The following is an 18,502-nucleotide window of genomic DNA, read 5'->3' as shown; positions in this document are numbered from 1 at the left end:
GATTTCTTAAAATTAATGACCTCCTAATGAAACCCCTCCTCCTCTATTTAGATTTCTTAATACTCTTTATTGATGAAAATCAATGCCTTTTCTTCGTCATGTTCATATAATGCGACCCATTCTTAATTTATGAGGAGCGTTGTCGAATGAAGTCTAAAATCGTCTATCTAAGCCTATGCGCTTGCCTCGCCCTAGAAGCGAGTGAAAACCTAGAAGCCATCACCATCACTAGCGCCACCAAAAGCGAAAAAAGAGTCGATGGAGTCGCTGCCTCTGTGATTGTCATCACCCAAGAAGAGATTCAAAACAGCCATGCGGGGCGACTTCGAGATCTATTTGAAAATCTTCCCTCTCTCACTCTGCAAAATGGAGCCTTCCCCTCAGCAAGCGCCAAAAACAAAAGCGCCCTCTCAATTCGAGGATTGGGAAGCAGCGGAACCCTGCTTCTAATCGATGGAAAGAGGCTCGCTGGAGAGGTTAAAAACCCCTATGATCTAGATCGAATCCCCCTCTCCATTATCGAACGAATCGAGATCATCAAAGGCCCCTCCAGCGCCCTCTATGGGTCTGATGCAATGGGTGGCGTCATCAACATCATCACCAAAGCTCCCACCAAAGAGGTCGAAGGCAGTTTTGGGCTTCGTGGCGAATCAAGCTACAAAGGAGAAGGGTTTGAGGGGATGAGCGATTTGGATATAAGAGGGAAAAAAGAGAAATTCTCCTATGCATTAAGCGGAAGCATCCTAGAGGGTGCGGGTCAAGAGGAGAGCAAAGTGGCCAATGTCTATGCCAAACATCCCGTAAGTGGAGCCAAGGTCAAACCCTCTACCCATCCTCTACCCGCCCTTCAAAATAATGTCAAAGACTTTTATGCCGTCCAAGAATCGCTCACAGAAGAGGCGACCGTTTACAATCTCAACACCAAATTCCAATATGAATTCACCGAAGCCCTCACCGCGGGAGTGGATTTTAGCTTCATGAAAGAGGAGCGCGAAGGGGACTATATCGGCAACTATCACCCAAGCAACTACGGCTCAGGAGGCAATAAAATCCCCCTCTACAACATCCCCGTCAAATCCGAAGATTCCAATCGCCGCACCCATTGGGGCACCCACTTCAAGGCCAAGCTCACCCCCGATCTCACTCTCTTTGGGCAGGCCTATCAATCTAAATACAAAAAGCGTAATAGCACTTCAGCTCTCTACTGGGAAGATATGGGGTACGCCTCCAAAGAGGCCTCTGCAAGCAACGGGATGGATGCCAATGTCAAAGTAAGCGCTTATGAGAGCTACCTTCAATATCTCGCTGCCCAAAGCCATCTTCTCACTTTAGGGGGCGAATACCGAGATGAGACGCGCGAGGGCACCGTTTTTAATCAAGAGGGCACCATGGAGACTAAAAAAGTGGACTACAAGGCGTTCTACTTCCAGGATGAGTGGGAGGCAAGCGATCGGTGGAATTGGCTCTTTGGCGTTCGATACGATGATATTTCCAATGCCGATTCCAAGACCACTTTTAAAATTGGCACCCACTATGCCCTAAGCGACTCCTTGCGCCTGCGCTCCAGCTTTTCTCAAGGCTATCGCACCGCTGATATTCGAGAGCTTTACATCAGCAAGCAGACTCCCGTGGGTCTTCAATTGGGTTCAGAGGTGATTCGCGGAGTCAAAACCTCCGCCTACGATCTCAAACCTGAATTTGTGAATGCCTATGAGATTGGCTTAGGGGGCAGACTGGATGCATGGAGCTACGATCTAGCCCTCTTTTATAACGATATCAAAGACAAAATTGAGATGGTGCGCTACCCCGCCTACTACACCTTTGAAAACATCGCCGATGCCCGCACTCTAGGAATCGAAGCGACCTTAGGATACGCATGGAGCGACTCACTCAAGAGCTCTTTGGGGTGGATGGAGCTAAGAAGTGAAAATAGAGAGACTAAAGAGGATCTGCTGCTCACCCCCCTTCGCACCGTGCGACTCAAAACCGAATACGAACCCCTCCCTCGATTGATTCTAGGGGCAACCCTCCGACATGTAGGTGCGCAAGAGTACGAACTAAGCGATCTCTCCGACAATGTGCATCGCTACAAAGCCAAAGCGGACACTTTTCTTGATCTCTCCATCGACTACACGATTGAAGGAAGCAAGCGCTACAAGCTCTTTGGAGGGATGAATAATGTACTGGGTGAAAAAGTGGATGAGAACATCCTTGCCAATCGAGGCCGCGTCATGTATGCGGGCTTGCGCTACTTTTTTTAGGATTCCTTATGAGTCGAGCCATTTTCCTGCTTCTAACGCTTTTTTGGGGAGCCTACGCACAAGAGCGCCTAGAGAAGCTTATCCTCTCAGGCCCCGTGGCGAGCGTCTCGCATCCCTTTTTGAAGATGATCGAGGAGGGGGTCTTGGAGGACGTTGCCTCCAAGGTGGAGTTTCGCCTTTGGAACAATCCCGATGAGTTGCGCGCCTTGGTTCTTCAAAAAGAGATTGATTTTATTGCCCTACCGACCAATGTGGCGGCGATTCTTCATCACAAGAATCAAGAGATCGAACTGCTGAATGTCTCTGTATGGGGAATCTTAGAGATCGTGAGCCGCGACCCCTCTATCCGCCACCTTGAGGATCTCAAAGGAAAAGAGATTCTTGTGCCTTTTAGGGCGGATATGCCCGATATTATTCTTCAAGCCCTCCTCCAAAAAGCAGGTCTAAACCCGCAAAAGGACGTAAAGCTTCGCTATGTCTCTTCCCCTCCAGACGCCCTCCAGATGCTCCTTTTACGGAGGGGTGATCATGTCTTACTCGCCGAGCCTGCCACCTCTATGGCCATGCGAAAAACGGGGAGCTTTCCGCTCAAGCTTGTTGCGCCTGAGCTCTATCGCGCCATCAATCTTCAGGAGGAGTGGGGTCGGCTCTTCCACGGTGAGCCCCTCATTCCCCAAGCAGGTATCGCCGCCAAAAAGAGTCTCTCGCCCCACCTCAAAAAACGAGTGATGGAGGAGTATGAAAAGGCACTAGAGTGGTATCAATCTCACCCCAAAGAGGCGGGAGAGCTTATCGCCCAAAAAATCACTTTTTTCACTCCTCAAGCCATTAGCGATTCGATTCCTCACATTCGCTTTCGCTCAACCCCCATCCATGAAGCGCGCGAATCTCTAGAGAGATTTTTTGCCATCTTGGAGGAGTTTGATGCACGGCTCATTGGCTCGAAGCGCCCCGATGACTCCTTTTATCAATCTAAGGATTTTTGATGCTAATTTTTCTCAAAACTCTACACCTAATCACCGCGATCTTTTTTATCGGTTGCGTCTATTTTCGGACTCTCATTGTGCCTAGAATCAAGCCCTCTCTAGGCACAGAGAAATTTGGCGAAGTCGAATCTCTTTTGGCGATTCACTCTCGGCGTTTTGGCAACTTCAACAACGCTCTCTTGCTTATTAGCGGACTCTGTCTCTATTATCTCTACTTTGATTCTTCGGCTTGGCTTTTGCACTTCAAGGCATTTTTGGGGCTTCTCCTTGTCGTGCTCTTCTATCTCGCTCCTTTTTTTGTGCCCCCTTTGACTCGTTCTTATGCGGGTTTTAAAAGCGCCTTTCATCGATTTCTCCTTGGGATGATGCTCCTCTTGGTGGTACTCTCTCAGGCTCTATTTCTTCTCTAAAAGGTCTCTTGGTGAAAACAACAGTCAAAATTTTAAAAGAGCTTCCATGGACATTATGGAGTGGATGGGGATCGGTGGCTTCGATTCTTCTTTTTGTCGCCCTATGGAATGTGGCTCATCAGCTCTATGGCTCCCTCATCCTCCCCTCCCCTTTAGAGACTTTTGAAAAGCTCACGCTTCTTCTTGGTGATCCAAGAATCCAAGAGCACCTCTCTCTTACGCTCCATCGAGCCTTAAAAGGACTTTTGATCTCTCTAGCCTTAGGTTCTCTGCTTGGATTCTTAGCAGGGCTCTTCAAAACAGCGAGTCTTTTAGCGCGTCCTATCGTCACGATTTTGGTTGGAATTCCTCCAATCGCTTGGATTGTTTTGGCGATGATTTGGTTTGGACTGGGCGAGGGAACGGTGCTTTTTACGATCATTATCGCCTCGTTTCCTATCGTCTTTGTGGGCGCCCTCGAAGGAAGTCGCGCTATTGAGGGAGAGTCACAAGAGATGTGCGATGCCTTCTCTCTCTCGTGGATACAAAAGCTCTTCCACCTCTATATCCCCCATCTCTTTTCCTATCTTTTTCCCTCCTATATTGCCGCCCTTGGAATGAGTTGGAAGATCGTCATCATGGCGGAACTTCTCTCCTCGAGCGATGGAATCGGAGCCGAATTGGCCATCGCTAGAAGCCATCTAGAGACTATCACCGCTTTAGCGCTCGTCTGCATGATGGTCGGCACTTTGCTCATTATTGAATATCTCATCCTAGAGCCCATCAAAAGAGAGGTGCAATCATGGAGAAATTAAGCGTCCAAGGACTCTATCATCGCTTTGGCTATGCAGAGATTCTTCGAAATATCCACCTAGATCTTCATCGAGGCGACACCCTCTCCATCATCGGCCCAAGCGGAGGTGGAAAAAGCACTCTTTTGAAATTATGCGCGGGACTTTTGGATATTCAAGAGGGGAGCATTGAGTGCTCTTTTGCTTCGTCCACGATCGCCTTTCAAGAGCCGCGACTGCTCCCTTGGAAAAATACGATCGACAACATCGCCCTAGGACTACTTCATCAAAAAACTCCCCTCAAAGAGGCCATCCATCGCTCTAAAGAGATCGCTTCACGCTTTGGACTCAAAGAGTGCGACTTTGAGAAATTCCCCAAAGACCTAAGCGGAGGAATGCGCCAGCGCGTCTCTCTAGCTAGAGCGCTCGTGGGAAATCCCACGCTTCTTTTTTTGGATGAGCCTTTTAGTGCTTTAGATATAGGCATCAAAAAAGAGCTCTCGACCCTGCTATTGGAATATCTTCAAGAGAACAGAGCCACTCTTTTTCTCATCACTCACGACCCCAGAGAGGCGATCGCTCTTAGCGACAAAATCCTGCTTCTCAAAGCCGACCCTGGAGAGATTATCCACACCTTTGAGCTCTCCACCCCTGCCTTGGAGCGAAACGAGTCTTATCTCTTGGAGGAGAGCGCTAGACTCCTTGCCCATCCCCTTGTCGTTCAAACTTTTACATGGGAGTTACGCTGATGTCCACCGCTGCTAAACACTATCAATATTACCCCACTCAAGAATCACTCTCTCCTGTTTGGGCTTATGGATTTCGACCTTTTTTCCTCTTATTGCCTTGGTATATAGCCCTCATCACCCTTCTTTGGGGGCTTGGCTTTAGCGGAATCATCCCCATGATTCCCTTTGGCGATCCTCTCTTGTGGCATATTTATGAGCTTCTTTATGGCGTGGGTTTTGCAGGAATCGCTGCCTTTTTACTCACAGGCCTGCCCGAACTCTTTCCGGGGGTTATCCCCATAGTCGGTCGAAAACTCCAATGGCTCGTCGCGCTCTATCTTCTAGGGAGAATCACATTTTGGACAATGGGTTTGATAGGAATCTACCCTGCTATGCTGCTCAATCTTGCCTTCTCCTTGGCGCTTTTGCTTTGGGCATTTAAGCCTGTTGTGCTCGATCCACTCCAACGCCACGCCTCTCTTGCGTACACGATTCTTTGGCTCACTCTTCTCCAAGGAGCCTTTTTTGCCTCAATCCTTGGATGGATAGAGACACCCCCTCTCTCTTGGCTCTATCTAGCCCTTGGAGGCTTCATGGTGCTTATTCTTTTGGCTCTTAGACGCGTCCAGACAGAGGCGATCAATGAACTCATGGAGGATCAAAAGAGAGAGGATCTCTTTGTTGCAAGACCTTATCGATACAACCTCGCTATTTTTAGTGTGCTTCTTTTTAGTGCGGTTGAGTTTTGGGGAGAGACGAGCACATCAGGCTGGCTGGCCCTAGCTAGTAGTGCAGCGATTCTTGCTATCATTAATGACTTTCATTTGCGATTTGAGCGAATCTTTTGGCTCCCCTATGTTCTCTTTTTCACCGCTATTTTTGGCACGATGGCAGGAGGGTACGCGCTTTTAGGAGTGAGCTACCTCTTTGAGCTCCCCTATTTAAGCCAAGCAAGACACCTGCTCACCGTGGGAGCTTGGGGAGGATCATTTCTTATGGTGATGCTCGTCGTGGGCTTTGTCCATACAGGACGAAGAATCGTCTTTGATTGGCTCATCGGATTCTCGATATGGAGCCTACTTTTTTCTGTGCTGATTCGATTCGCCTCAGGGACTTGGATCGAGGGCTGGGGGTATGGCCTCAGCGCACTACTCTTTGCCCTAAGCTTCATTCTCTACTACTATCGCTTCAAAAACCACCTAAGACATCCCCGTGCGGATGGGATAGCGGGATGAGAGGCTCTTTTGGATATATAATGCAATTCGTTTTTATTCTTGAGGGAGCTTGGCATGGGTTGGATTTTCAAAGCAGTGGATTCTTTTCATCGAGCAAAAAGAATCATCTCACATCCAACCCCCTCCCCCTCTCGCCTTCCACTCCAAAGATTTTCTCAATTTTTATAAAAAGATCTTCCAAGGCTTTCTTGAGATCATATCCATCCGTCATGATAGAGCGCAAATAGATTCCATCCACACTAGAGGGGATGATCTCCACCCACTCCAAAACCTCTTCTCGCAGATGGCCGCGGGCGATCTCCTCTTTAAGGATCGCTTCGAGCTCTCGATCCATCCACTCATAGGTCTCAGCGTTAAACTCTCTAGCTTTTAAGTCCTTGGAGTAGATATAGAGATGAAAAGTGTCAAAGAGGATTCTTCTAAAACGCACCATCTCCTCCTCCTCTCCCACATAAAAAACAAAGAGGATTCGAAGCTTTTCTATAAGCGTCTTGGCGCCCTTTAGATTCTCTTTGATCTCCTTGACAAACCACTCCGATTTTTCCGATATAGCGGCAAAGATGAGCTCCTCTTTGGTTTTAAAATAGTGATAAAACTGCCCCTTAGAGATTCCCAGCAAGGCAATAAATTGATTGAGAGAAAATTTCTCTATTCCCTCTGTCGTGAACACTTCATAAGCCCTCTGGCATATCTCTCTAGCCTTCTCCTCTCTATCCACTACCGCTGGCATCACTCCTCCTTGTTTGCACCCAATCCTTCGTCCTCGCCAAGAATCTCCTCGGGATTCCATCCGCCTCCCAAAACTTTAAATAGTGTCGCCATGGCAACCTCATCGGCGCTTTTTGCCTCCACCCAAGCCAGTCGCTCTGACAACCATCGACGCTCGGCCTCTAAGTAGTGCACATGACTATCCATCCCCGCAGAATAGCGTGATGCACTAAGTTTCAGCCTTTTCTCTTCGTTTTGCATCGATTCCTTGGAGGCCTTTTCAATCCGGTGGAGAGAAGCGCTCAAAGACAACGCATCCTTCACCTCCTTAAAGGCAATCTCAATACTTCTCTCATATTCGACTAGTGCCTCATCGCGTCTGAGTTTGGCGAGCTCCAAGGAGTTTTGATTCTTCCCGGCATCAAAAATCGGTAAGGTGATCTGAGGAGCGAAACTCCACGCCCCCGATCCCCCATCAAAGAGCTTGGATAGCAATTCGCTGGAGCTTCCCCCGTTGGCCGTGAGGATGATTCTCGGGAAGAAGGCTGCCCTTGCTGCTCCGATATTAGCGTATTTGGACTTGAGTCTATGCTCTGCTGCTCCAATATCAGGTCGTCGTTGCAAAAGCTCTGAAGGGAGATAGGGGGTGATTTCGCCATGCAAAATTGCCTCTTCTTCTTCCATCGCTGGCAGCTCCAAAGCACTCTTAAGACCCAAGAGAGCAACAAGGGCATTTTCTGCTTGCTGAAGCTCTGCTTGGGCTTTATATCTATCCATCTGTGCTTTGATGGCCAAATTCACCGCCTCCTGATACTCCATCGCACCACTCGCTCCCTTCTCATAGCGCTCTTTGATGAGGCTTTGACTTTTCTTGTGAGAATCCACCATCCCAAGGAGAATCTTCACCCTCTCGTGCGCTCTTTGTCGCTCAATCCAAACACGCATCACCTCTCCCACCAAGGCAATGCGTACTGCATAAGAGGCATACTTGGTCGCTAGGTACTCTTCAAGAGCGGCTTCTGATAGACTTTTCACTCGCCCAAAAAGATCAAGCTCAAAAGCACTCACTCCAAGCCCTACGCTATAGCTATGCTGAATTATTGCCTCTCCGCTCTGCGAGAGATCGGCGGGGATTCTTTGACGACTTCCCCCTGCTTGAGCCTCCAGCTGAAGGAATCGATCCGCTCGCTGAATGCCATAGAGTCGTTGCGTTGCCTCCAGATTGATGAGTGCCTGCTTTAGGTCTTTGTTGTTTTCTAGTGCAATCTGAATACTTTTTTTGAGATTTTTTGACAAAACAAACTCATCCCAAGAGAGCTTCCCTCCTGCAAAAACACTCTCTTTAGGGTGCGCTCCCCCCTCCCACGAACTAGGCATGACCACGCTGGGATGCTCATACTTGGGGGCCAAAGAGCACCCCGATATCCCTACGATTCCCATGAGAGCTATAGCAATGGTTCGGCTACTCATGGCCTTTTTCTCCCCCTTGATTCTTTGCTCTAGGTTCCGCTAAAGAAAAGACCCAGACATAAAAAATTGGCACCAAAAGCACTCCAAGAAGCGTCGCGGAGAGCATCCCTCCCATCACCCCCGTCCCAATGGACTTTTGACTGGCGGCTCCCGCACCTTGGGCTAACACCAAAGGTAAAACTCCTAAAATAAAGGCCATAGAGGTCATCACGATAGGGCGAAACCTAAGAGAAGCCGCCTTCAGTGCCGATTCGACAACGCTATGACCCTCGGCTCTGATCTCTTTGGCAAACTCCACAATCAAAATCGCATTTTTAGCCGCCAAGCCGATGATCGTCACCAAGCCCACCTTAAAGTAGACATCGTTGCTCATCCCGCCTATCCAAGCCGCCAAGACCGCTCCAAAAGCTCCAACAGGAACAATCAGCATCACCGAAAAAGGCAATAACCAGCTCTCATAGAGTACCACCAAAATCAAAAAAACCACCAGAATCGAGAGTGCAAAAAGTCTAGGTGCTTGTGCCCCCGATTCTCTCTCTTGCAAAGAGAGTCCCGTCCACTCATAACCAATCCCCTTGGGGAGCTCTTTGATGATCTCCTCAACGAGCGCCATCACGGCTCCCGTACTGTGAAGAGGCGACGCATCACCAGTGATGCGAACGCTAGGGTAACCGTTGTAACGCACGATCTGAATGGGCGCTCGATCCCATCTGGAGTGCACCACGCTTGAAAGCGCCACCTGCTCCCCCATGCGACTCACAAGATAGAGATCTTCTAGCGCCCAAGGGGTCATACGAAAGGGGGCGTCCGCCTGAACCACGACTCGCTGCATACGCCCTTGATAGGGGAAGTCATTTAGAATCGACGAACCAAAGACAGAGGAGAGCGTATCTCCTATCACTTCAAAGCTAAGCCCTAAACTCTCCGCCTTAATCCTGTCGATTTCCAAACTCAGCCTAGGGGCATCGCCAAGTCCTTCCATATAGGCATAGGCAATTTGAGGGGAGGTGGAGAGTTTAGCCAAAAGGTCATTTGTCGCCTGAAGCAATGCCTCCATTCCAATCCCTCCTCGATCTTGAAGACGCAACGAAAACCCACCTGACGTACCCAGTCCTTCAATGGGTGGAGGATTGATCGCCATGATATTGGCTTCTTCATAGCCTGCAAACTTGGCCCCAAAAGCCATCACCTCATTTTCGACCGATTCCATCCCATTCCGCTCCGACCAATCCTTCAAAACAGGAAATGCCACCGCCGCATTAGATCCCACCCCAGAAAAGCTAAAGCCCCTCACGATAATCACATCCTGCATGGAGCTGCGCCCCAAAGCATACGCCTCCACATCATCCGTGGCGTTCATCGTCCTGGGGGTGGTTGCTCCTGCGGGCAACTGAATATCCACCAGAAAATACCCTTGATCCTCATCAGGAACAAAGCTTTGAGGCAAAGGAATATAGAGTGCCGCCAAAACTCCAATCAGCCCTACATAAAGGAGCATAATTCTACTAGGACGCTTGAGATTCTTCTTATTGAGGCCTGCATATCTCTCTCCGATAGCCGCAAACAACTTGTTAAATCCAGCAAAAAACTTCCCTTTTTTCCCCTCTTCTTCCCCTTCGCTCTTGATTGGCTTAAGAATCGTTGCGCACAAAGCTGGCGTGAGCGTGAGTGCAAGAAATCCAGAAAAGAGAATCGAAACCGCTAGCGAAAGCGAGAATTGACGATAAATGACCCCCACTGAGCCCTCCATAAAACCCAAGGGGAGAAAAACTGCCGTTAGTACAGAAGTGATCCCCACGATCGCCCCTGAGACCTGTTTCATTGCTTTGAGGGTTGCCTCTTTGGGTGAGATTCTCTCTTCCCTCATGATACGCTCGACATTCTCCACCACTACAATCGCATCATCCACCAAGATTCCAATGGCCAAAACCATGCCAAACATTGTCATCATATTGACAGAGAAGCCTAGAGCATTCATCACCGCCAATGTACCCAAAAGACAGACAGGGACAACAATGGAAGGAATGAGGGTGTAACGAAGATTCTGCAAAAAAAGCAAAATCACGAAAAAGACCAACACGATTGCCTCTAAAAGTGTCTGTATAACCTTTTGGATAGCAATCTCTACAAAGCGCGAAGTATCATAAGGAATCGAGTATTCAATCCCCTCAGGAAACCCTGCTGAGAGTTGCGCCATTTTCTCCTTGACCAATCCAGCGGTTTTGATGGCATTAGCCCCAGGAGCGAGCTGAATTGCCGCAGCAATCGCTTCTTTTCCATTCAGGCTGGTGGAAAAACCGTAATCCAAATTGCCTATTTCAAGGCGCGCCACGTCAGAGAGTGAGACAGTTGAGCCATCCAAATTGGCCTTGAGTATAATTTTTTCGAACTCCTCTGTATTTTCTAGGTTGCCCCTGACATTTAGCATCGCCTCTATCTCCTGCACCCCATCTGTGGGATTCCTCCCTAGAGCACCTGCTGATACCTGAAGGTTTTGGGCTTTTATAGCCTGAGTCACATCCGAGACGGAGAGTCCATAGCCCAACAGTTTGATGGGGTCAATCCAAACCCTCATAGCCGCCTCAGAGCTAAAGAACTGGACGCGACCCACTCCAGGAAGACGGCGAATTTCATTGTTGATATTCCTCACCGCGTAGTCACTCAAGGTGACCAAATCGCCTGAAGCCCCCTCTTTGTAGTTGAGGGCGTACATCATGAGAAAGTCGGCATTAGCCTGCTCTACCTGAACACCCTGATTGATGACCACTTGCGGCAATCTGGCTTCTGCTTTTTTGAGGCGGTTTTGAATATCAACCTGAGCCAAATCGGAATCTGTCCCTGATTTAAAAGTCACCGTCACCTCCGAAGAGCCATCAGAGCTGCTAGATGATTCGTAATAGAGAAGATTTTTAACCCCATTGATCTCCTCTTCGATAATACTTGTAATCGTCTCAGCAACCATCTTCGCAGAAGCCCCTGGATAACTTGCACTGATGCTAATTTGAGGGGGAGCCACCACAGGAAATTGAGCGATTGGTAGTTTAGGAATCGACAATATTCCCGCTAGAGAGATGAAAATCGCAATCACCCAAGCAAAATTGGGCCTATAGATAAAAAACTTTGACATTCAGGGCTCCTCAAGGACGTGGCGTCATCATCATCGACTCCACAGGAGAGACCTGCATTCCCTCGCTGATCTTGCCCTCGCCCACGCTCACTACCCTCTCCCCCTCTTGGAGACCCTCAAGAATCTGCCACAATCCATTCTGCATTTTCCCCGTTTTCACTAAACGCGCCCTCACGGCATTATCCGAATCAATCACCCAAACCGAAGCACTTCCATCGACATGGCGAACAATTGACTTTTGGGGAAGAGCTAGCGTCTCTTTGTTCTGCTGATTTTGCAACCTGACCCTCACATACATGCCTGGAAGCAGTCGATGCTCCGGGTTGGCAAACTTTGCCCGAAGAGAGATTCGATCATTCTCCTGACTGACTGCCGATTCGGCAAAACCCCACTCTCCTTCCATTGGGTGATTTGAACCCTCGGCCACGAGAGTAATCTTGGTCTTTTGGAGCTCCTCTTTGATCGATTCTTGGAAGCGAACCCATGAGGCGATAGGCTGGGTGAAATCAACATAAACTGTGTCGATTTGACGAATGATTGCCAAAGGAGTCGCTTCGCTTCGTCCCACAAAAGCACCTTCACTCACCAGCGCCTTCCCGATTCTGCCCGAAAGAGGTGCTTTCACTTCGGCATATTCGAGATTCAGCTTTTCCGTCTCTACGCTTGCTTTGGCGACCAACCAATTGGCTTGAGCCGTCTTGAAGCCTGCCAGAGTCGCCTCATACTCCTGCTGACTGATCGCTCCGCTTTGAATAAGCGTTTCATTTCTGCGAAAAAGACTTTGGGTCTCTTGGAGGGAGGCCTCGGCCTGAGCTAGATTTCCCTCTGCCCTAAGAAGTGCAAGCTTGAAGGGTGCAGGATCAATGGTGAAAAGTTTTTGTCCCTCTTTAATCTCTGCCCCCTCTTCAAAATGCCTCTTGAGCACAATCCCCTCCACTCGAGCCCGAACCTCCGCCACACGCCAAGGCACCACTCTTCCTGGAAGATCCTCCTCTAGAGGAAAAGACCAAGGTTTCGCGAGCGAGTAACTCACCTTAGGTAAAGCCTGTGAACTCTTATCTGATTCTTCCGAATCTCCACATCCAGCTAAAATTAGCGCTATAACAAAGGGGAGCCATCTCTCTTTTTTTAAGCCAAAAGAAATCATTTAAACGACCTCGAAGTCAAAATCAGTTTTTATAAACCATCGGTCTATTGTTCCAAAAAAAGCTTTTATTTATATAAACCAATGGTCTATAATCATTTTTAAAAGACAAAGCTGCTTTTTTGAATAGCTTCATGCTAAAATCAAAAAAACCTTCGTTAAAAAATCACGCAAGAGAGTCCGATGAAAACTTACAACTACCTCTACCATCATGGTCAGATAGATGAACTCATCGACTTTTCTCTATTCAAAGAGAAGCCAAACCTCCTCATTCAACTCTTTTGCGGACAAGATGGGAGCGTACTCTCCTATCTCACCAAGACCCTCTTGCGCCACCTCCCCCAGGCCATCTGCATCGGCACTACGACGGACGGCGAGATTTGCGAAGAGCGTGTGACCACTCTCCAAAGTTCCATCTCTATCACTGTTTTTGACCACACCACCCTCAAGACCGCCTTTGTCCAAGAAGAAGATTCCTTTCAAGGAGGACTCAAGCTAGCCAGAGATCTCATCACCTCTCGCACAAAACTACTGATTCTCTTCTCAGATGGCACCCATACCAATGCCGAAAATCTTCTCCAAGGAATCGAATCTTTTGACTGCACAATTCCTCTGTGTGGAGGCATGGCAGGCGATAATGGCAAGCTCAAACAAACCTTCATCTCCTCCCAAAACCACATCTTTGATAAGGGTGCCGTGGGAGTCTCGCTCAACTCCGATCGACTCAAGGTCGCCACTGATTATAAGTTTGATTGGAAAAGCATCGGAGTGGAGCACACCATTCAGGAGGCCAAGGGCAATCGCATCTACAAGATCGATGGAATGAAACCCGTGAAATTCTACGAGAAGTATCTAGGAAGCCATGTCTCCCCGATAGAATTTCCACTCATCGTGAAGAAAAATGGTGTCAAAACCGCCAGAGCGGTCATCGCCAGACACTCCGATGGAACGCTTAGCTTTGCAGGGAATCTAAGCGAGGGAGACAAGGTCAAAATCGGCTTTGGCGATGCCAAATCGCTCTTTCGTGATCCTATCAAGGCGATGAAAAAGCTCCATCAAATCCAAGCCCAAACCTTCTTCCTCTACTCCTGTATGGCAAGACGGCGCTATATGCCCGACCTCATTCGCTTTGAAGTGGAACCCTTTGCAAGGCTCGCTCCAACCGCAGGATTCTTCACCTACTCGGAGTTTTTTCATAGCCAAGGTCGCAATAAACTCCTCAATCAGACCCTCACCGCAGTCGCCTTGAGTGAGTGCGAAGAGGAAGATTCGGCACTTTGCGTGAAGAATCTCCAAATCAAAAGGCGCTCCGAAGAGGCTTCCTACGCGCAGACGATCGAATCTCTCACCCACCTCATTCAACAAAGCGCTAGAGACTACGATATTCAATCAAAAAAGCTAGAGGAGCAGATGAACTACTCCAAAAATCTCCTCGCCTCGCACAAACAATTTCTGCACTACACGGTGCATGAGATGAATATGCCCCTTAGTGTCATCATGGCCAATATCGAACTGCACGAGATGGAGCTTGGCAAGAGTGTCTATCTCGAAAATATCGAAGTAGCGGCCAAAAGCATCTTCTCTCTCTATGATGACCTCAGCTACCTTGTGCGAAGAAATCAAATGGTCTATCTCAAACGAAGAATCAACCTAGCCGAATATGTGCGCACCCGAGTCGATTTCTTTGCCCAAGTCGCAAGCAAAGCTAAATCACGCTTTCATTTTCAGATTCCCGACGAACCCCTCATCCTCTTTTTCAACGAAACCAAACTTCAACGAATCGTTGATAATAACCTCACCAACGCCATCAAATACACCTTTGAGAATGAACCCATCTTCATCTCTATCTCTCGTATCAAAGACAAGGCTTGCCTCTCCATCACCTCTCATTCTCGAAAGATTCAAGAGCCAGAGAGGGTTTTTGAGGAATACTATCGGGAGGAGGAGGTGCAGGATGGCTTTGGCTTGGGACTCAATCTAGTGAAAAAAATCTGCCAAGAGGAGGGAGTGGAAGCGATGCTCAACTCTAGTGAACAGATAACCACATTTAGCTATCAATTTAGTTTGGCGGCACAATGAAGATTTTGTTGCTTGAAGATGATATTTTGCTTAATGAGGCGATCACTCAATACTTAAGCTCTGCGGGACACTCGATTAGCTCTGTGAGAGATGGCGATGTCTGCTTAAAGATTCTAGAGCGAGAGGCGTTTGATCTGCTCGTCTTTGATATCAATGTACCCAACATTGATGGACTCACCATTCTAGCGACCCTGCATGAACAGAAAAAGATGATTCCTGTGATTTTCATCTCGACATTGATTGACATTGAGGATATCTCGCGCGCCTTTGAGCTAGGGTGCTTTGACTATCTAAAAAAACCTTTCCACCTCAAAGAGCTAAGCTTGCGAATCGACCGCATCTCTCAAGCCATACAAGTTCAGCGCAAGCATAAAAGACTCTCCGCTTCGTATGGATTTAATTGCGAGAATCAAACGCTCTATTTTAATAACGAACCCCAAGTTCTCTCCAAGCGACAGTCACAAATCATCGAATTCCTTGCTCATAATCGTGGGGTTGTCTGTAGCTATGAGATGTTCATGGAAGATGTTTGGAGCGATGTCGAAGTGGATGTAGCGACCATTAGAGCAGAGATCAATCGACTCAAAAACAATCTTAAAGAGGATTTTATCATCAACATCCGCAGAGTTGGATACATGGTGAAGATCCCTAGATAAGCAGATCAAGCCGGTAAAATCGTCAAAAAGAAGGTTGAAATAGTTTCAAAAAACAAAAGAGATGGTGCCGAAGGTCGGACTCGAACCGACACAGGGTTGCCCCTACCAGATTTTGAGTCTGGCGCGTCTACCAATTTCACCACTCCGGCATAATAAAAACAAGAAGAAGAAAAGAAGAAAGAAGATGGTGCGCTGAGCGAGACTCGAACTCGCACGGGTCGCCCCGCCACCCCCTCAAGATGGTGTGTCTACCAATTCCACCACCAGCGCACAAAAATCACCTCGCGGAAGAAATCCGCAAGGCTAATAAGAGATTAGAGAAGTGGGTTTGCGTAAAGAAGAATCAAACCTACAACAAGGGTATAAATAACTTGTGCTTCGATCATCGCAATCGCAATGAACATGGTGGTCATGATCTTACCGCCAACTCCAGGATTTCTAGCCATACCAGAAATCGTAGCCGCAGCTGTATTTCCCATACCAACAGCACCACCAAGAGCTGCAATACCAAGACCGATTCCAGCGGCAATCGCTGAATAAGACTTGATCATTTCACCATCAGCCGCGAAAGCGACGCCAGCAAGCGCAAGAAAAACAAATAGCAACTTTTTCATGCAAAAACTCCTTCATATTTATCCTCAAAGCCCGTTCGGATCTATTCCCCTACTTGACACTTTAGGTGGGTGGAATTATACGGCTTTTTTATAAAAGTTTGATTAATTAGGCCGTGTAGCACGGCCTAATTCAACCTTGTTCTTGTTGATTGAAAGGATTTGCACCTCAATCTCCTCGCCCTCTTTGATCACTTCATCGATTCTCTGGTCTCGGTGCTGCACAATTTTGGAAACATGGAGCAGTCCATCCCCTCCCTTGGGAAGTTCAATGAAAGCTCCAAAATCTACAATCTTCTTGACCTTGCCCTTGAAAACCTCTCCAGCGCTATAGACATCCGCAACACGTACACGCTGAGGAGCCTCTTGGTTGCTGATAGAGAGGATATGCTCCTTGGCGGCTTCGACCTTCTGCTTGTTGCTTCCTGTCACTTTCACCTCACCATTGTCACGGTTGAGGTCGATGGCCACTTCAAAGCGCTCAATGATCTCTTTGATCGTCTTGCCTGCCTGCCCGATGATGTCCACGATTCTCCCAGGGTTGATAGAGAAAATCTGCAGAGAGGGGAGAATCTCATCATTGATGATGATCTCACTTTGGGCTTTTTCCATGATTCCAAGGATATGCTCCCTGCCCTCTTTGGCCTGATAGAGCGCCTCTTTGAGTATCTCCATGCTCAATCCACCCAGCTTGATATCCATCTGCATGGCCGTGATTCCCGTGCTTGTACCAGCGATTTTAAAATCCATATCCCCATCATGATCTTCTAATCCCATGATATCGGTCAAAATGGCATGCTTCTCTGCCTCTACAATAAGCCCCATCGCCACTCCAGCCACTAACGCAGTGGTGTTGATTCCTGCCGCTTTGAGGGCGAGCGAGCCTCCGCACACCGTCGCCATGGAAGAAGAACCATTGGATTCTAAAATCTCCGAGACAAGACGAATCGTCTGGGCGCCCCACTCCTCAATAGTTGGCTCCAAGGCTCGCTTGGCAAGATTTCCGTGTCCAAGCTCTCGTCTTCCCGGAGCCCCCACCATGCCCGCTTCACCCACACTGAAAGAGGGGAAATTGTAGTGCACCATAAAGCGCTCTTTGGAGCTTCCCTTCTCTGTCAAGAGCTCATAGCTTTGCGCATCCATATCACCACCAAGAGTCGCCACCACCAAAGCTTGCGTCTCTCCGCGCGTAAAGAGTGCTGAGGCATGGGCATTGGGAAGGATATTGGTTTGGATATCAATAGGTCGAACCTCTTTGAGACCCCTTCCATCCGCTCTTCTTCTCTCTTCAAGAATCAGTGCTCTCACTGCCTCACGCTTGTATTTACCCACCGTCTCATAGACCGCCTCAAAGCTCCACTCCGATTCTTGGGCGCGCTCACTTGAAGCAATCTCTTTGGCGATTCTCTTTAGGTCACTATGGCGTTCGCTCTTGGCCATGCGCGTGATCGCCTCTTTGATCGCAATAGCGTGATTTTCTTTAATATATTGATAGATTTCACTCGAGGTGATATCAGGCTTAAGCTCTAAAATCGCATCGGGTTTTGCTAAAGGGGTGAAGGCCTCAACATAACACGCTGAAGCCTTTTTGATGGAAGTTTTGGCAAGCTCTAAGGCCTCTAGGAGCTCTTCCTCTTTCATTTCGTTGGCTTGGTGAATTTTCAAAATATCACTCGCGCTTGCCGCAACCATTCCGCAATCCCCCACAAAGCAGGTGTTGTTGATCTCATCACTCGCAAGGGTGCGCATCTCAATCATCAGCAGATCTTCCTCTACACCTGAAACAAAGAGATCAAGAGTGCTCTCGCTCATCTCTTTAGTAGTAGGGTTGACCACGAGCGCCCCATTAATTTTTCCAATTCGCAATCCATGGACGGGCTTGCGCAAAGGAATATCTGAAACAAAAAGTGCCGCTGACGCCGCATTAAGCGCCATGGTTTGTAAATCGGCATCATTTTGAGCACTGAGTACCATCACAGTGATCTGGGTGGGATGTGCGTAGCCTTTAGGGAAAAGGGGTCGAAGGCTTCGATCAATAATCCTTGAGGTGAGTGTCTCAAAATCGCCTGGCTTTGATTCTCTCTTGATGAATCCTCCAGGAAATTTTCCTGCCGCGTAGCTCTTTTCGATGTACTGCACCGTCAAAGGCAGGAAATCCTCCTTGACTCTCTCGTCGCTCTCATAGCAGACGCTTGCCAGCAAAACGCTCTTGCCACATCGATAGAGCACCGATCCATTGGCCTGCTTGGCGATGGCACCAAACTCAAAAGTCTCCGTTTTGTTGGGAAGCGCTATCTCTTTAATGGTTGCATTCATG

Annotated in this window: 14 protein-coding genes and 2 tRNA genes; 8 read left to right on the top strand and 8 right to left on the bottom strand. The window is 48.2% G+C overall.

Translation table 11 applies throughout. The features are described from left to right. Positions 1-146: 146 nt before the first annotated feature. Genes WS_RS04370 through WS_RS04345 form a run of 6 tightly spaced genes read left to right on the top strand, consistent with a single transcriptional unit; the run spans position 147 to position 6,390 of the window. Positions 147-2,261: a TonB-dependent receptor plug domain-containing protein gene (locus WS_RS04370; protein ID WP_011138813.1), complete on the top strand. Its 2,115-nt coding sequence runs from the start codon at positions 147-149 to the stop codon at positions 2,259-2,261. 8 nt (positions 2,262-2,269) lie between these two features. Next, positions 2,270-3,247 (top strand): ABC transporter substrate-binding protein, encoded by a 978-nt coding sequence (locus tag WS_RS04365; RefSeq protein WP_011138812.1) that lies wholly within the window; start codon positions 2,270-2,272, stop codon positions 3,245-3,247. Further along, positions 3,247-3,657 carry a hypothetical protein gene (locus WS_RS04360; RefSeq protein ID WP_041571748.1) on the top strand — a complete coding sequence of 137 codons (411 nt, stop codon included), beginning with the start codon at positions 3,247-3,249 and terminating at the stop codon, positions 3,655-3,657. The genes WS_RS04365 and WS_RS04360 overlap by 1 nt, the downstream gene beginning before the upstream one ends. Positions 3,658-3,668: 11 nt before the next feature. Then, positions 3,669-4,451 carry an ABC transporter permease gene (locus WS_RS04355; RefSeq protein ID WP_011138810.1) on the top strand — a complete coding sequence of 261 codons (783 nt, stop codon included), beginning with the start codon at positions 3,669-3,671 and terminating at the stop codon, positions 4,449-4,451. After that, the gene (locus WS_RS04350; RefSeq protein WP_011138809.1) at positions 4,439-5,176 is read left to right on the top strand and encodes an ABC transporter ATP-binding protein; all 738 of its coding nucleotides are present in this window, start codon (positions 4,439-4,441) and stop codon (positions 5,174-5,176) included. Before WS_RS04355 ends, WS_RS04350 begins: the two co-directional genes overlap by 13 nt. Next, the gene (locus tag WS_RS04345; protein WP_011138808.1) at positions 5,176-6,390 is read left to right on the top strand and encodes an NnrS family protein; all 1,215 of its coding nucleotides are present in this window, start codon (positions 5,176-5,178) and stop codon (positions 6,388-6,390) included. The genes WS_RS04350 and WS_RS04345 overlap by 1 nt, the downstream gene beginning before the upstream one ends. Positions 6,391-6,493: 103 nt before the next feature. Here WS_RS04345 and WS_RS04340 read toward each other — a convergent pair whose 3' ends face one another. The 4 genes from WS_RS04340 to WS_RS04325 are packed head-to-tail and all read right to left on the bottom strand — an operon-like array spanning position 6,494 to position 12,728. Then, complete coding sequence (locus WS_RS04340; protein ID WP_011138807.1) at positions 6,494-7,120, bottom strand: TetR/AcrR family transcriptional regulator; 627 nt, start codon at positions 7,118-7,120, stop codon at positions 6,494-6,496. Beyond that, positions 7,120-8,568: an efflux transporter outer membrane subunit gene (locus WS_RS04335; RefSeq protein ID WP_011138806.1), complete on the bottom strand. Its 1,449-nt coding sequence runs from the start codon at positions 8,566-8,568 to the stop codon at positions 7,120-7,122. The genes WS_RS04340 and WS_RS04335 overlap by 1 nt, the downstream gene beginning before the upstream one ends. Next, positions 8,561-11,695: a multidrug efflux RND transporter permease subunit gene (locus WS_RS04330; protein WP_011138805.1), complete on the bottom strand. Its 3,135-nt coding sequence runs from the start codon at positions 11,693-11,695 to the stop codon at positions 8,561-8,563. Before WS_RS04330 ends, WS_RS04335 begins: the two co-directional genes overlap by 8 nt. A gap of 10 nt (positions 11,696-11,705) precedes the next feature. Continuing rightward, positions 11,706-12,728: an efflux RND transporter periplasmic adaptor subunit gene (locus tag WS_RS04325; protein WP_158305199.1), complete on the bottom strand. Its 1,023-nt coding sequence runs from the start codon at positions 12,726-12,728 to the stop codon at positions 11,706-11,708. 294 nt (positions 12,729-13,022) lie between these two features. Between WS_RS04325 and WS_RS04320 the strand changes: the two genes are divergently transcribed. Continuing rightward, positions 13,023-14,918, top strand: a complete 1,896-nt coding sequence (locus WS_RS04320) for an FIST N-terminal domain-containing protein (protein ID WP_011138803.1) — start codon at positions 13,023-13,025, stop codon at positions 14,916-14,918. After that, positions 14,915-15,574: a response regulator transcription factor gene (locus WS_RS04315; RefSeq protein ID WP_011138802.1), complete on the top strand. Its 660-nt coding sequence runs from the start codon at positions 14,915-14,917 to the stop codon at positions 15,572-15,574. Before WS_RS04320 ends, WS_RS04315 begins: the two co-directional genes overlap by 4 nt. A 62-nt stretch (positions 15,575-15,636) precedes the next feature. Here the strand turns inward: WS_RS04315 and WS_RS04310 are convergent. The 4 genes from WS_RS04310 to WS_RS04295 all read right to left on the bottom strand — a co-directional run bounded on the left by WS_RS04310 (position 15,637) and on the right by WS_RS04295 (position 18,501). Beyond that, a tRNA-Leu gene (locus WS_RS04310) sits at positions 15,637-15,723 on the bottom strand. A 36-nt stretch (positions 15,724-15,759) separates the two neighbouring features. After that, positions 15,760-15,844, bottom strand: a tRNA-Leu gene (locus tag WS_RS04305). A 44-nt stretch (positions 15,845-15,888) separates the two neighbouring features. Further along, positions 15,889-16,188 (bottom strand): F0F1 ATP synthase subunit C, encoded by a 300-nt coding sequence (locus WS_RS04300; protein WP_041571746.1) that lies wholly within the window; start codon positions 16,186-16,188, stop codon positions 15,889-15,891. 102 nt (positions 16,189-16,290) lie between these two features. After that, entirely contained in the window at positions 16,291-18,501 is a 2,211-nt protein-coding gene (locus tag WS_RS04295; protein WP_011138801.1) for a polyribonucleotide nucleotidyltransferase, read from the bottom strand. Position 18,502: the final 1 nt, after the last annotated feature.

The organism is Wolinella succinogenes DSM 1740, assembly GCF_000196135.1.
Taxonomy (GTDB): Bacteria; Campylobacterota; Campylobacteria; order Campylobacterales; family Helicobacteraceae; genus Wolinella; species Wolinella succinogenes.
Note: the sequence above shows the minus strand (reverse complement) of the source record. Positions and strands in the feature narration are given on the sequence as shown.

Bases quoted from the DNA above. Each gene is read 5' to 3' on its own strand.
- WS_RS04350 (WP_011138809.1), top strand. From the start codon at position 4,439: ATGGAGAAATTAAGCGTCCAAGGACTCTATCATCGCTTTGGCTATGCA.
- WS_RS04335 (WP_011138806.1), bottom strand. From the start codon at position 8,568: ATGAGTAGCCGAACCATTGCTATAGCTCTCATGGGAATCGTAGGGATA.
- WS_RS04365 (WP_011138812.1), top strand. From the start codon at position 2,270: ATGAGTCGAGCCATTTTCCTGCTTCTAACGCTTTTTTGGGGAGCCTAC.
- WS_RS04330 (WP_011138805.1), bottom strand. From the start codon at position 11,695: ATGTCAAAGTTTTTTATCTATAGGCCCAATTTTGCTTGGGTGATTGCG.
- WS_RS04320 (WP_011138803.1), top strand. From the start codon at position 13,023: ATGAAAACTTACAACTACCTCTACCATCATGGTCAGATAGATGAACTC.
- WS_RS04370 (WP_011138813.1), top strand. From the start codon at position 147: ATGAAGTCTAAAATCGTCTATCTAAGCCTATGCGCTTGCCTCGCCCTA.
- WS_RS04360 (WP_041571748.1), top strand. From the start codon at position 3,247: ATGCTAATTTTTCTCAAAACTCTACACCTAATCACCGCGATCTTTTTT.
- WS_RS04295 (WP_011138801.1), bottom strand. From the start codon at position 18,501: ATGAATGCAACCATTAAAGAGATAGCGCTTCCCAACAAAACGGAGACT.
- WS_RS04315 (WP_011138802.1), top strand. From the start codon at position 14,915: ATGAAGATTTTGTTGCTTGAAGATGATATTTTGCTTAATGAGGCGATC.
- WS_RS04300 (WP_041571746.1), bottom strand. From the start codon at position 16,188: ATGAAAAAGTTGCTATTTGTTTTTCTTGCGCTTGCTGGCGTCGCTTTC.
- WS_RS04340 (WP_011138807.1), bottom strand. From the start codon at position 7,120: ATGCCAGCGGTAGTGGATAGAGAGGAGAAGGCTAGAGAGATATGCCAG.
- WS_RS04345 (WP_011138808.1), top strand. From the start codon at position 5,176: ATGTCCACCGCTGCTAAACACTATCAATATTACCCCACTCAAGAATCA.